We start from the raw sequence: 12,672 nt of genomic DNA, 5'->3' as shown, positions 1-12,672 counted from the left end.
TAAAATCAGTCATTCAAAATTCAGAATTCCCCGAATAAACACTAGTCACCTAGTTATAAAGTTCTATATAATATACGGAAAAATCATTTTTTTGTTAAACGGAGTTGATTCGCAATGCCACGGGAATTATCGATATACTTACTCGTAGTTATATTGGCAGGTGCTTTAAGTTTGTTCCTGTGTTTATTTGCACTATTAAAGGTCAAGGATGCACCTGGAGCAAAACCGTATAGTATCGTGACATTATTGTCTTCCATTTTTACTTTTTCCTATGCTTTCGAACTTTCCAGTACATCTTTGGAACAAATCTTATTTTGGTTAAGGGTCGAGTACATGGCCTTGCCTTTCATCCCAGTCTTCCTTTTGTTGATGTGCATAGAATATATAGGGCATAGAATCAAGAAGGTATGGAAATATGCACTCTTCATCATACCGTTCATCACCATTTTCATGCATTATACAAATGATTCTCATCACTTTTATTACAAATCAATGGGATTGAGAGGCGATAGTCCTTTTCCGATAATTAAACTGGTGGGCGGCCCTTGGTTTTACGTTCACTCCCTGTTTCTTTTTTTATGTGTGATGATAAGTATAATAATATTGCTAAGGCAGTTGAAAAATTCTTCATTCAGATTCAGGATGCAAATATCAATGATGGTGGCAGGTCTGCTTATTCCTATATTAGCAAATTACTATTATATAAATGGATTAAGCTCATATGGTATCGATTTTGGTCCTGTATCCATGAGTATCACGTTTATCTTTCATGGTGCGGCACTATTGACTTTTCAAATGTTCAATGTAGCACCGATCGCCAGGGATACTGTTTTTGAAAGTATGAAAGAGGGTGTCATCGTTTTAAATCAACAGGGGTTGATTGTTGATTATAACCATGGAATGCGCAAAGTCATACCTTTGTTGGATAAACATACTATAGGTAAATCGATTACAAGTGTGCTAAATGGGAATCATCATCTTAGGGAAATAATCTACCTTCAGCAAGACAGTGATTTTACATGCAGCATAAATGGTGATATGGTACATTACCATATTGGTTTTTCACCCGTGTTCAACAAAAGCAACCTGCCCATCGGACAGATCATTACCTTCGCCGACGTAACTGAAAGAGTGCTCATGCTGGAAAAGTTGAAACAACTTGCCAGCTTGGACGGGTTAACCCAAATATTGAATAGAACATTTTTTATCAAAAAATCGGAAATTTTATTCGATGCTCTAAGCAGGGAAGGCGGCAGTGTTTCAGTCATCATGTTTGATATCGATCATTTTAAAAATGTTAATGATACTTTTGGACATGAAGCAGGGGGATGCTGTCATAATGCTTGTTGCAAATACTGCAAAAGAATATATTCGGGAAGGAGATCTATTGGGGCGCTATGGTGGTGAAGAATTTATCGTATGTTTGCCGAATACCGATTTACCCACTGCATATGAGTTGGCCGATGTTATAAGGGGTAAGGTTTCTGAAAGTATTGCAGAGGTTAATGGAGAGAAGATTTCCGTTACCTGCAGTTTCGGTGTGACTCATGCATCAATTGAAGCTGGTGATCGAGGCCATTCCATCCAAACATTGATGCCACGGGCCGACCAAGCCTTATATGCCGCAAAGAAGAATGGCCGAAATTGTGTACAGATCATAGCCTAAGACTATATTACCATTCCTTTAAACCTTGAACTTGTTCTAGGTTTTTTTCATTGTGTTCATAATTGTTGTATTCAGTAATCCGTGTAAACAAACTGAAGAACTTGCGTAACTTCTTGAAGCTGGAGATTACTTTTTACTTGCTCTGAATACTCTATAACCGAGGCTGTTTCCGTAAGGAAAAATGAGGCGATAATGTTCGTCCATGACTCGTTTCAAGGATTCATTCAAAGGCAGAAGGGGGCTATTTGAAACTGAAGAATTCATTAATTCCTCTAAGGCGGTACTCGATCTCAAGATATCTACTCTATAAACCCGTTTTGTCGGAAGGAATTTAACCAGTCGGATTGCATTTTAATAATTCTCTAAAATGATAAAATTTCATGATTTCCTTTTTTGAGGCAGAAGAAACGGTCTGATTTCAGCTTTCCATTTGCTTTTAATTCTATCGTCCCTTAATTCTATTTCTCCCCCTGGAACTTTCACCACTCGAAGAACATTGGTTTTTTAGTTATACTGCCAGAGATTTAAATTAGAACGCTAATGAACGTGTTTGGAGAAGGTATGAACACGCTTGACCCACTTGGGGTGTGGACAGGATTTTATCTCGGCCGGATGTTCAATTGTGCGGGTAATGAATCAATTTTAGATTGATTACGCCCCAAATAATTTATATTAATAAGTTTGTAGGTTTAAGAATACAAATTATAAGTGAGTTTCTTTTACTTTAAATTATGGGGGAGAGCAAATGAACGAGTTTTTGGAGAAAGCAGCAAGATTCGAGCATCGGTTTTGGCTGCAAATCTTAGGAGACCATGCCAGGTTCATCCACGAGTCTTTAGCTCCGGTCGAAGTGGAATACATTGAAATTGCCTCAGAATTCATTCAAATTTTTGATACTCTCCTTGGTAAAGCCAATTCAGAAGAGATTTCGCAACTTACTGCCACAGCAGAACAAGAGACATTAAGATTTCGGGAGTTTAAGCTATGTCTTATAAAAGAGCATCTGGTAGGTAAAATTAAAATACATCTTTCACCTTCATTCATTAATCATATGGTGAACGAATTAGAAGAATATTTAAGATTATTGAAATATTTCAATTCAAATCAAATGCCGCCGGTTTTTCATGAACTTCAACATCATTTGGTTTGGCTGCTTGATGCTGCAGGGCATGCAGGTGCAATATCATCCAATATGGATGATGTTGAAAAAAGATTAAAAGAAAAAAGTGAGCAATATAAAAAACATTTTAATGATTTTTATTTAAAAGCTGTTGAAATGGCTGGATTTTTACGAACCAATCTGTCAACATTCCCAGCATTGGAAAAAATGAATGCGGACGTCACATTGGAAATTAAATTCTTCCAGCACTTCCTGCTTGAATTGGAGGAGCTTGACCTCAGTGCGCAGGCTCTTGGAACTCTTTCGCCATTAATGGCTGATCATATGTGGCGTGAAGAATGTTATTATTTAACGAAACTCGCTGAATCGACAGAAATGGAAAAGCCAAACTGCGATCCAGCGAAACCGAGGCTAGTCGAATAAAAAAGTACCTCATGGAGCCCTTTCTTTAAACGGGCTCTTTATATGTGCTTTTTTGTTGATTACCATAATGCCGCAAAAGCTGCAGTCATCGCCATGACTAAATCCGGTGCCATTGAACTTGCGCAATATGGGATTCGTGTTGTCGGCGTTGCACCAGGTTTCATCGAAACGCCGATCATTGGTGAAGATCAAGAGTTCCTGGAAAGTTTGGCACAACTTCATATGAGGAAAAAATTGATTCAGCCAGAAAAAGTTGCTGAAGTTGTAACGTTCTTGTTCTCTGAAAAAGCGGACGCCATTAATGGACAAGTCATCCCTGTTGATGATGGATTCTTAAGCTTTAAAGGATAATTATAATAAATAAAGGATTTTCGAGATAACTTAAAAAGGGAGTTTTGACAAATGAGCGAACGATTCGATGGCAAAGTTGTAATCATTACTGGAGCAGGATCAGGGTTAGGACAAGCAGCCGCATTGGAATTGGCTAAAGAAGGGGCTAAACTTTCATTAGTTGATTTAAACGATGCATCTTTGGAAGTGACAAAAAAATTAATCTTGGAAATTGCACCAAAATCGGACGTGCTTCTGGTCACTGCAGATGTATCGGATGAAGAAGCAGTAAAGAACTATGTAGACCAAAAAGTCAGCAAGTATGGCAGAATTGATGCATTCTATAATAATGCGGGCATCGAAGGTAAACAAGCCCCTATGGCTGAATACGATAGCAAAGTTTTCAACAAAGTGGCGGACATCAATATTAATGGTGTGTTCTATGGTATGAAATATATTCTGCCAATCATGAAAGAACAAGGATCAGGGGCAGTGGTGAACGTGGCTTCCGTAGGTGGAATTCGTGCTGTGCTTAACCAAAGTGCTTACGTTGCGAGTAAGCATGCTGTTGCAGGCTTAACGAAAACAGCTGCCATAGAATATGGTCAATATGGAATCAGCATAAATGCCATTGCACCAGGAGTTATCTTAACGGCAATGGTAGAAGGTTCATTCAGGCAAATAGGCGGGGAAAATTGGGAAGAAGCAATGGCGGATTTCGTCAGTGTGAATCCTAAGAAACGCTTTGGTAAACCAGAAGAGGTCGGCCGTTTAGTCGCCTTCCTATTATCAGGGGAATCGGAGTTCATCAACGGGGCTGTCATTCCGATTGATGGCGGACAATCTTCACAATACTAAACGTGTAAAGGGAGTGACAGTATTAGGTCACTCCCTTTTTAATCGTATCCTTTTATTTAATGACCAAATGAATTCAAATTTTAAAAATCAGTACATTATGAAACGAAATACGAACCATTAGAATAGAATAGTAAAGGAACTCATAAAAAAACGCCATATTAAGGCGCTTAACAAATATTAAAGAAACCAATCGTTACTTTTCTTTATCATGAAGCTTATCTTCATATTCAGTTTCCAACATACCATACAGACCATTCATTTCTTGTTCATCCGGATCTGCCCCAAACTCGTTTCTATATTTTTTCTTTTTATCATCAAGGATTTCTTCTTTTTCATTCTTCTTGTCCATACATATCACCTCCAACCAATAGGGTGTCTCATCGTTCGATAAAATATGCATGGTAATCTCATTTACAAAACGTTTAATTGGGTATTCTAAATAGTTATTAGTCTTACTATTTGTTAAGATATAAATATATTAACTTAGAGATATCGGAGAGAGAATGTGAAGAAGAAGAAACGTAAGAAATCAAAGAAAGTTTTTACCATTTTCATCCTGATTTTTGCATTTTTGCTCATTAAGGAGATCATGAAAACCCCCTATTCCGAAAATGTTTCCACATCAGTAAATACGCTTGATTCTTTCGCGAACGTAAAAAAGTATAGCTCACTCCTTCAAGGGGAGTTGGCTAAATACGGACTTGAGGAGCATACTTCGACATTGATTGCTTTGATGCAGCAGGAAAGCCGAGGACGGGGCGGTGACCCAATGCAGGCATCTGAGTCAGCGGGTCTTGATCCAAATACAATCACAGATCCAACGGAAAGCATTAAGTATGGGGTGAAACATTTTAAGAGGATCAATGAATATGGCAATGAAAAGGGCGTGGATTTTGCCACGATCATTCAAGCATATAACATGGGAATTGGTTATATTGATTTCGTGGCGAATGAAGGGGGCAAGCATAATGAAGAGCTTGCGAAGAAGTTCTCCATGCTTCAGGTCGAAAAGAACCCCAAGCTCTATGATTGCGGCGGGGACAAGGATAATTTTCGGTACCCATATTGCTACGGTGACTACTCATACAGTGCAAAGGTATCCAAGAACATTGAGGAGCTTGGCAACAGTATATCGGCTCAAGCTGATGGTGAGTGAGGGGAACAAAAAGCCTACTGAATGAAGTAGGCTTTTTGTTAATGGTAATGCTATCTCTTTTGCGGAGTTCAAAGAATCAAAACGTTTGTCATTTATTGTTCAACCATGGAAGGAGGTCGTTATGTTTATAGAGTTTCCCGGATTCCTCAATAATTTGTGAAAGAAGGATATCAATGGAATCAAGTAAAGAGTTTAAGGCTTGTTTAACAGAACCATTCTCAAATTGCTCTAAGGGCACAGGTAACTCTTCCTCGTCCAAAATAAAATGTGACCCATCCGGAAGCACCATGATATCAATGATCAAATCCTCAAAGGATAACAACTTATCCGCCATATATGTATTTTTTACAATATTAAAATAGGAACCCAAATAATTGCCTTCATTATCTCTCCAAATGTATAAATTATAAGGGCGGCCTTTCCAATAATAAGCTATCGTATAACTTCCAATGGGTATGTTTAATTCTATAGGACCCGCTTTCATCGTGAACGCATCCATGATTTCATGAAAAAGCACGACATGATGATTTTGTGCGTTTAATAGCAAACAGGTATGTTCTACAACTAAAGAGTCATAGCGGATTTTTCTTTCAATTATTTCATTGCCACGTTGAAGTGCTGTTGTGAATATTTTGTCCATCATCTTATTTCTCCCTTAAAAACCATCTAGATCATTATGCCATTTGTTTCTTTTCTACTTTGGTAAATATCAAAACCTAATTTCACAAGTACCGGGAAATTAGGTTTTAACTATTTCAAAATCGTTCACTCTTCTGCCTAATCAGAATGTTGTTTATTGGAACTTAACCTTGATATGCCTGCTCTAAAGTTTTAATGTCAATTTTTTTCATTTGGAGCAGCGCTTTCATCATTCTTTCCGATTTTTCAGGATTGGAGTCGTTCACCATCTCGGTTAGATTTTCTGGGATGATTTGCCAAGACACGCCAAATTGATCTTTTAGCCAACCGCACACTTGCGCCTTTTCATCTCCGCCTTCCGAGAGCTTTCCCCAATAATAGTCCAATTCTTTTTGATCCTCGCAATGGATGATAAATGATATTGCCTCTGTGAATTTGAATTGAGGACCGCCATTTAATGCTACGAATGTTTGTCCTTCCAATTCAAACTCCACGGTCATCACAGAACCCATTGTCTTTCCATGGATTTGATTTCCTTCATTTCCATAGCTAGTGATTCTTCCAATCTTAGAATTTTCAAAGATGGATGTGTAGAACTTCGCCGCCTCTTCGGCTTGTGAATCAAACCAAAGGTTAGTTGTGATTTTTTGAATTTTGTTTTTCATGATTTTTCTCCTTTATTGTTTCATCCTTGCTATTATGATCAGGAAATGAGAATTGATTCGATAAGATTAAATACATTGAAAGTACCCTTTCACTATACACCTTTTATCATGAACCAAGATAATGATGTAAAGTTAGGTTGTGTTTTGTTTATTCCAACCGATCATTTAACTAATCCCCTTAATCCTTTGCTTGTTACAATATCCTAGCCTTATGGTGATGGAAATACAAAAGGATATAGAAACTTTTCAACCGTGAAAAGTCCTATATCCAAATTCCGTTTCTCAGCTTTCGAAGTTAAATTGCCATTGGATTCCGAATTTATCGGTTAACTGACCGTAAATTTTACTCCAGAATGTTTCCTGCAGGTCTAGACCAACCGTGCCGCCTTCACTTAGTTTGTTAAAGATCGATTTAATTTCCTCCACATCATTACCGACATATGCCAGGCTGATGTTATTTCCTTCTACAAAAGGCATACCAGGAAAAGTATCTGAAAACATGATATTGCTACCATTAATAGTAAGCCTTGAATGCATGACTAAATCTTTCGCTTCTTCTGGAAGGGGAAATTCCGGATTAGGCGGTGTTTCCCCAAAGGTCATGATATTTGGTTGTTCCGTTCCAAAAACCTCTGCGTAGAACTCTACTGCTTGTCGACAATTACCATTAAAATTAAGATATGCATCAACTGACATGTATCTCACTCCTATTTTCTTATTTATTTTTCATTGCTCCCAATTTATTACTTAATGTATGATTACCTTACGAAAAATTCCGGTGGTTCAATTCCAAGGGTTCTAAGATAAATATAACCCTGTCCCCTATGGTGGATCTCATTTTCCAGGGCATATTGAAGTCTATCAAAGTGGCTTTGTGAAGGACCGAAAAAAGGATCTTTTTCAACCACATCAAGCGTTTCCTCGGTCATTTCCTCCCACAATTTCCTCGTCTCATCCCTTACTGCTTCGCATGCTGATACGAGTTCTTCTTTGGTGGAGATTACGGCAAAGGAATCTGGAAACTCCCAAATACCCAGTGCAATTCCACGCATATATCCAGTCTCAATGTTCATGACTTCTTTAACCATCTCTGCGAAAGGGCGAAGCTCCCCGGCCGGTGTATAATGAAATAATTCCTTTTCAGGGAAAGCTTCAACCACCCGCAACGTCAATCTCCTGTTGCCTTCCAATATATTTAACAAACCCTCTTTCGAAAGAACCACCATTTCACTCTCCTTTGATCAATACTCTGTATAAAAGTTCTGTGAAAAATCGAAAAGTCCTGCTAATTCCTGAATATAAAGAATGCATAGCTTTTTTAATAAACAATGGAGCAATTCCATTCATGTATAATTAACCAATAGATAAAGTAAAAAGGGGAAATGTCATATGTTCGGTTCCTTAAATAAAACTAAATTAATAAAAAATGATTTAAAAGGCATTGCTAAATTAATGTATCAGGATGTGTAAGATGACACTTGGGATCAAGAGAACCTAACAAAGAGAAATTTAGATTTTACTATTGAAAGCATTCGTTATATAGATGCTTATACGAAAAGATTAAGCACTACTCAAATGGGTAGGGAACTTTTAAAGAATCATTTTGATAATTTTGTGGTAAGGATAGGTGCGTATATTGGGGAAGTTATAAAAAGGAATATAAATCAGGATTATAAATGGTATGAATATGATTCTGTTTATCATTTTTCTTCTGCACTTGATGAAGTGAATAGGGACATTAAAACAGAGACGGTTCTTTACTCCAAAAAGAGAGATAGAGTTATAATGCCATTGACTGTGGTAGCTCAACATCTGCAAGGGAATCCGTCACATACAGATTTCTTGGAATATGTAGAAGAAACAATTAAGCAAAGGTCGTAAGAGATATCGGCTTCCCTTAAACAATTGTGTTGGTTTTCAAAAACCTTCCCAAAAGAAATTGATTAAATCTTTCATTTATTATACGATTTAATCAGTTATATTTTCCCAACCAGCAGATGCTTATCCATAAATGATTCAATTAATAACGGAACCAGCAGAAAGGGAGAGAAGCCAATGATTAATAAAGTCGGCCAAATTATGTTATACGTTAATAACCAAGATGAGTCATTGAAATTTTGGACGGAAAAATTCGGATTTAGCGTAATTTCTGAAGAAGATAACGGCCAAGGGTTAAGATGGATTGAAATAGCACCAACAAAGGAAGCACAAACGAGTATCATCCTGCATAATAAGGAATTCATTGCTAAAATGCAGCCTGAATTAAATCTTGCTACACCTTCATTAATGTTTTACTCGGATAATCTTGATGAATTATATAAAGACTTTTCGGATAAGAATATCAAAGTGGGAGAACTTGTAAATATGCCATCTGGAAGAGTCTTCAATTTTGCTGATAATGAAGATAATTACTTTGCGGTCATGGAAAAGAAGTAAATCATTTAGCTAAAGATAAAAAACATCAAAACGACTAGAAAAAATATTTTTAGTCGTTTTGATGTTTTTTGATCAAACTACACTCTTTATGAAACATTTAGTCTTCAGGCCTTGGCCCAGCAGGAAGTCCAGAGTTCTCAACCGTTTTGATCGGCCGAATTGTTATGTCTCCATTCACGTAAATTTGACAAGATAAACGTAAATGATCTTCCATTCCTTTTTCCTCAAAGACCTTTTTTTCTTTATGTGTGACCTCCAAAAAATCACCTGCCAATATTTCCACTCTGCAAGTTGTACACTTAGCTTTCCCACCGCATCGGTGGAGAATATTTATCCCGTTATCTTCCAATGCCAATACTAATTTTTTTCCCATTTCAACTTCAAATGTTCCTTGGTCAAATACTGTTACATAAGGCATCTAATACCACCTCTTATTATAGGATATCTATCAACAGGTCATTAATATATCTATTCTCTTACCATGTCCATATGACATAAAAAAATGTGAAGTCACTGCTGATTGATAGTAAAGATGAATAATTAATTATCGTGAAGACAAACTTTAAGTACATTCATAATTATTAATGTTAAAAAGGGATAAATAGAGTTAGGGAAAATAAGCATGGTCTTTTAGTGGGAATTAAGATCCATTGAAAAAAAGAATCGAATAATTAAAGGGAGGTGCATGCCTGTGAATAATGGACATTGTGATTTTTCACCAATGAAACAAACGTTAAAAGAGGAGATACGCCAAGTAATATCGGCATTACAGGATAACTTAGAAGCAATGGGTGATGAAAATTATTGTCTTCTTGGGAATTTCGAGAAAATAAAGGATAAATTCATATACATTGATATGAAAGCAGCAACATTTTATTTAAACTGTTATTTGTCACCGTTTACGGACAAATATCCCGAATTATCAACATGCGTTCAAAATTTATCGAATTTGAGACATGGCGGATTGATTGTGATTCAACGGGGAGATTCCCTTGATTCATTGATTCAACCCGGTATTTCAATAGGAGCGGAGTTAACCCATTCTTTATTGGAATCGATTTTTTTTCCAGGAAATCCACTGCATGATGGTGCCGTTTTGGTTAGTCAAAACCAGATTGTTTCCGCAGCAAATGTCCTTCCGCTTTCAGACAGGTCAACCGGGGAAAAAAAACTGGGAACACGCCACCGCTCTGCTTTGGGTTTATCTGAACGGAGTGATGCCCTTGTATTGGTAGTATCAGAGGAAACAGGAAGAGTTTCATTTGCATTGAATGGGAAACTGTACCCAATTAATACACACGGGCCTATATAGAACTATTAAGAAAATAAGTCACAGGATTAATATGTTCTTGGTAATTCAGAGCTGGAATATTCAATCGCGTAAATAAGTAATCCCTGGATCCTTTAGCATTTTGTAATTTTTAGCTTATTTTTATCAGAATTAAAGCTACAGAAAATCTCATGAATTAATCAACCCGGTGATTTTTACCGGGTTTTTGGTTGCTTTTTATATAAAAAAAGGCATATGATAAATAAGGAGTCTCAAGCAGAAAAGTTATAAAACGAAAGAGGATTTTACATGATAACCATTAAAAGTGAACGAGAAATAAATTTGATGCATGAAGCGGGCAAACTTCTTGCTGCGACGCATAGAGAAATTGCAAAAATGATAAAGCCGGGAATCACGACTTGGGAAATCGAAGAATTTGTTGATAAGTACTTGGCAGAGCATGGTGCTACACCTGAACAAAAGGGCTATAACGGCTACAAATATGCAACATGTGCATCAGTGAATGATGTGATTTGTCACGGGTTTCCGCAAAAGAAAGCCCTAAAAGAGGGAGACATCGTCACGATTGATATGGTGGTGAACCTTAACGGCGGTTTGGCGGATTCAGCTTGGACATATGCAGTCGGAGAAGTTTCCGAAGAAGCTCGGCGCTTAATGGATGTAACCAAGAATGCTTTATACAGAGGTATTGAAGTTGCACGGGCAGGAAATCGTCTCGGGGACATCGGGCATGCAATTCAGTCTTATGCAGAAGGTGAAAAGTTTTCTGTTGTCCGCGATTTTACAGGACACGGAATCGGAAAAACCATGCACGAGGACCCTACCGTCCTACATTATGGTAAGCCAGGTAAAGGTGCCCGTTTAAAAGAGGGCATGGTCATCACGATTGAGCCTATGCTGAATGCAGGAACATGGCATATGAAAATGGACCAAGACGGCTGGACGGCGAGAACGGCAGATGGAAAGCTTTCCGCCCAATATGAACATACCCTCGTCATTACAAAAGAAGATCCGATCATTTTAACGGAACAGTAAGCAAAAAAAGAAACGGCCTTATCATAGGCCGTTTCTTTTTTTGTTTTAAACTATTTCACAATAAACCTCGACAGAATATTCAGAATTCCCCTATCCCACAATAGATCGAATCCAAAAAATTAGTACTAGGCAGTTTGGCATTAAAAACTTTACTATTATGTGGCAGCACAGGATAATAAGGGGAAGGAAGAAATATTTAATTATATACAGTATTAAGGGGGGAATGACTGTGAAGAAAGGGGAGAAACTGTCTGCGACGGTAGAAACCGTGGGGTTGAGCCAGCGCGAATTTTTAACGATTTTCTTACTTCACTCTTTGAGGATAAAAGCGAATTATCCAAGGGCGATTCATCAGGACCTGAAAAATACGTTCACTGGAAAAGTGCATAGCTATGACTATTTATGTAAAATATCGAATACTCTAGTCGAATCCAATCATTTATCATTATATACGAATAAGGGAAGAAATTATTATCAAATAACGGAAAAAGGCAAAGAGCTTTACATATGGTATCAAGAAAATTTCCTGGAACGGTTTTCCGAAGTGAAAAAGGTCATTGATCGCTTCATGTTCGATTTAAGGGGATCTGGTGAAAACCCACCGGTTGTAAATGAGCTTCCAGAAGAATACAGGTCTTATTTCTCGAAAATAATATCGGTGAAGGACCTTGTCCGTTATGTAACTTTAAAAGCCGCTTTCACTAAGAAACCCATTTATATGGGGGAAATTGGCGATCTGCTTAAAAATCAGTTCGGCTGGATCGCTTCAAATGGCTATTTATACGATTTATCTCATGAAATGGAAGAGAACGGCCTACTTGTCGGCAGGTGGGAAAGTGAAAAACGAACTAAACGGTATTTACGAATAACCGATGAAGGACAGCATCATTACAAACAGATTGCGGATTCTGCGGCCTTTCAAGTCCAGGAAATTCAAAAATACATGGCCAGTGTCGTTATGTTCTTAAAAGAAAAGAGTTAAATGATTAGACCAAAATGGAGCCCCTTAATTTGCAAGTAGAAAGTTACATGCTTAAATTGAATCGTTCAAGG

At 37.5% G+C, this 12,672-nt stretch carries 15 protein-coding genes and 2 pseudogenes; 10 read left to right on the top strand and 7 right to left on the bottom strand.

Annotated features, from left to right (window positions below):
* Positions 1–114 precede the first annotated feature (114 nt).
* Together A6755_RS15100 and A6755_RS27635 are read left to right on the top strand one after the other, a co-directional pair.
* Positions 115–1,407: a histidine kinase N-terminal 7TM domain-containing diguanylate cyclase gene (locus A6755_RS15100; protein ID WP_244889673.1), complete on the top strand. Its 1,293-nt coding sequence runs from the start codon at positions 115–117 to the stop codon at positions 1,405–1,407.
* Positions 1,340–1,666 carry a GGDEF domain-containing protein gene (locus A6755_RS27635; RefSeq protein WP_244889672.1) on the top strand — a complete coding sequence of 109 codons (327 nt, stop codon included), beginning with the start codon at positions 1,340–1,342 and terminating at the stop codon, positions 1,664–1,666. Before A6755_RS15100 ends, A6755_RS27635 begins: the two co-directional genes overlap by 68 nt.
* Before the next feature lie 393 nt (positions 1,667–2,059).
* On the opposite strand, the pseudogene A6755_RS27630 reads toward A6755_RS27635, so the two are convergent.
* Positions 2,060–2,152 (bottom strand): annotated as a pseudogene (locus A6755_RS27630) (formylglycine-generating enzyme family protein); the annotation flags it as partial.
* A gap of 259 nt (positions 2,153–2,411) precedes the next feature.
* On the opposite strand from A6755_RS27630, the gene A6755_RS15095 reads away from it, so the two are divergent.
* The 3 genes and pseudogenes from A6755_RS15095 to A6755_RS15085 all read left to right on the top strand — a co-directional run bounded on the left by A6755_RS15095 (position 2,412) and on the right by A6755_RS15085 (position 4,397).
* Entirely contained in the window at positions 2,412–3,209 is a 798-nt protein-coding gene (locus A6755_RS15095; protein WP_063591166.1) for a DUF2935 domain-containing protein, read from the top strand.
* 63 nt (positions 3,210–3,272) lie between these two features.
* Positions 3,273–3,560, top strand: a pseudogene (locus A6755_RS15090) (SDR family NAD(P)-dependent oxidoreductase); the annotation flags it as partial.
* Between the two features lie 51 nt (positions 3,561–3,611).
* Positions 3,612–4,397 (top strand): glucose 1-dehydrogenase, encoded by a 786-nt coding sequence (locus A6755_RS15085; protein ID WP_063591165.1) that lies wholly within the window; start codon positions 3,612–3,614, stop codon positions 4,395–4,397.
* 193 nt (positions 4,398–4,590) lie between these two features.
* On the opposite strand, the gene A6755_RS26110 is transcribed toward A6755_RS15085, so the two are convergent.
* The gene (locus tag A6755_RS26110) at positions 4,591–4,746 is read right to left on the bottom strand and encodes a DUF4021 domain-containing protein (protein WP_082609346.1); all 156 of its coding nucleotides are present in this window, start codon (positions 4,744–4,746) and stop codon (positions 4,591–4,593) included.
* 156 nt (positions 4,747–4,902) lie between these two features.
* On the opposite strand from A6755_RS26110, the gene A6755_RS15080 reads away from it, so the two are divergent.
* On the top strand, positions 4,903–5,553 hold the full coding sequence (locus A6755_RS15080) for a lysozyme family protein (RefSeq protein ID WP_063591164.1): 651 nt from the start codon (positions 4,903–4,905) through the stop codon (positions 5,551–5,553).
* Positions 5,554–5,641: 88 nt separating this feature from the next.
* Here A6755_RS15080 and A6755_RS15075 read toward each other — a convergent pair whose 3' ends face one another.
* The 4 genes from A6755_RS15075 to A6755_RS15060 form a co-directional block, all read right to left on the bottom strand.
* Positions 5,642–6,193, bottom strand: a complete 552-nt coding sequence (locus A6755_RS15075) for a ribonuclease FAU-1 family protein (RefSeq protein WP_063592570.1) — start codon at positions 6,191–6,193, stop codon at positions 5,642–5,644.
* 163 nt (positions 6,194–6,356) lie between these two features.
* Positions 6,357–6,857 (bottom strand): VOC family protein, encoded by a 501-nt coding sequence (locus tag A6755_RS15070; RefSeq protein WP_053535006.1) that lies wholly within the window; start codon positions 6,855–6,857, stop codon positions 6,357–6,359.
* A 282-nt stretch (positions 6,858–7,139) separates the two neighbouring features.
* On the bottom strand, positions 7,140–7,553 hold the full coding sequence (locus A6755_RS15065) for a VOC family protein (RefSeq protein ID WP_063591163.1): 414 nt from the start codon (positions 7,551–7,553) through the stop codon (positions 7,140–7,142).
* Positions 7,554–7,615: 62 nt separating this feature from the next.
* A complete protein-coding gene (locus tag A6755_RS15060) occupies positions 7,616–8,083 on the bottom strand; it encodes a DinB family protein (RefSeq protein ID WP_063591162.1) in 468 nt (155 codons plus the stop codon).
* Positions 8,084–8,912: 829 nt separating this feature from the next.
* Between A6755_RS15060 and A6755_RS15050 the strand changes: the two genes are divergently transcribed.
* A complete protein-coding gene (locus A6755_RS15050; RefSeq protein WP_063591161.1) occupies positions 8,913–9,293 on the top strand; it encodes a VOC family protein in 381 nt (126 codons plus the stop codon).
* Between the two features lie 97 nt (positions 9,294–9,390).
* Here A6755_RS15050 and A6755_RS15045 read toward each other — a convergent pair whose 3' ends face one another.
* Positions 9,391–9,711: a 2Fe-2S iron-sulfur cluster-binding protein gene (locus A6755_RS15045; RefSeq protein ID WP_048686384.1), complete on the bottom strand. Its 321-nt coding sequence runs from the start codon at positions 9,709–9,711 to the stop codon at positions 9,391–9,393.
* A 273-nt stretch (positions 9,712–9,984) separates the two neighbouring features.
* Between A6755_RS15045 and cdaS the strand changes: the two genes are divergently transcribed.
* The 3 genes from cdaS (at position 9,985) to A6755_RS15030 (ending at position 12,601) form a co-directional block, all read left to right on the top strand.
* Positions 9,985–10,605 carry a sporulation-specific diadenylate cyclase CdaS gene (gene cdaS / locus A6755_RS15040; RefSeq protein ID WP_217349290.1) on the top strand — a complete coding sequence of 207 codons (621 nt, stop codon included), beginning with the start codon at positions 9,985–9,987 and terminating at the stop codon, positions 10,603–10,605.
* A 267-nt stretch (positions 10,606–10,872) separates the two neighbouring features.
* Positions 10,873–11,619: a type I methionyl aminopeptidase gene (gene map / locus A6755_RS15035; RefSeq protein ID WP_034311980.1), complete on the top strand. Its 747-nt coding sequence runs from the start codon at positions 10,873–10,875 to the stop codon at positions 11,617–11,619.
* A gap of 229 nt (positions 11,620–11,848) precedes the next feature.
* The gene (locus A6755_RS15030) at positions 11,849–12,601 is read left to right on the top strand and encodes a PadR family transcriptional regulator (protein WP_052137416.1); all 753 of its coding nucleotides are present in this window, start codon (positions 11,849–11,851) and stop codon (positions 12,599–12,601) included.
* Positions 12,602–12,672: the final 71 nt, after the last annotated feature.

Source organism: Peribacillus frigoritolerans (assembly GCF_001636405.1).
GTDB classification, from domain to species: Bacteria; Bacillota; Bacilli; order Bacillales; family DSM-1321; genus Peribacillus; species Peribacillus frigoritolerans.
This window is presented reverse-complemented; position numbering and strand designations above follow the sequence as displayed.

Bases quoted from the DNA above. Each gene is read 5' to 3' on its own strand.
- A6755_RS15075 (WP_063592570.1), bottom strand. From the start codon at position 6,193: ATGGACAAAATATTCACAACAGCACTTCAACGTGGCAATGAAATAATT.
- A6755_RS15085 (WP_063591165.1), top strand. From the start codon at position 3,612: ATGAGCGAACGATTCGATGGCAAAGTTGTAATCATTACTGGAGCAGGA.
- A6755_RS15045 (WP_048686384.1), bottom strand. From the start codon at position 9,711: ATGCCTTATGTAACAGTATTTGACCAAGGAACATTTGAAGTTGAAATG.
- A6755_RS15065 (WP_063591163.1), bottom strand. From the start codon at position 7,553: ATGTCAGTTGATGCATATCTTAATTTTAATGGTAATTGTCGACAAGCA.
- A6755_RS15070 (WP_053535006.1), bottom strand. From the start codon at position 6,857: ATGAAAAACAAAATTCAAAAAATCACAACTAACCTTTGGTTTGATTCA.
- map (WP_034311980.1), top strand. From the start codon at position 10,873: ATGATAACCATTAAAAGTGAACGAGAAATAAATTTGATGCATGAAGCG.
- A6755_RS15060 (WP_063591162.1), bottom strand. From the start codon at position 8,083: ATGGTGGTTCTTTCGAAAGAGGGTTTGTTAAATATATTGGAAGGCAAC.
- A6755_RS15100 (WP_244889673.1), top strand. From the start codon at position 115: ATGCCACGGGAATTATCGATATACTTACTCGTAGTTATATTGGCAGGT.
- A6755_RS27635 (WP_244889672.1), top strand. From the start codon at position 1,340: ATGCTTGTTGCAAATACTGCAAAAGAATATATTCGGGAAGGAGATCTA.
- A6755_RS15095 (WP_063591166.1), top strand. From the start codon at position 2,412: ATGAACGAGTTTTTGGAGAAAGCAGCAAGATTCGAGCATCGGTTTTGG.
- A6755_RS15050 (WP_063591161.1), top strand. From the start codon at position 8,913: ATGATTAATAAAGTCGGCCAAATTATGTTATACGTTAATAACCAAGAT.
- A6755_RS26110 (WP_082609346.1), bottom strand. From the start codon at position 4,746: ATGGACAAGAAGAATGAAAAAGAAGAAATCCTTGATGATAAAAAGAAA.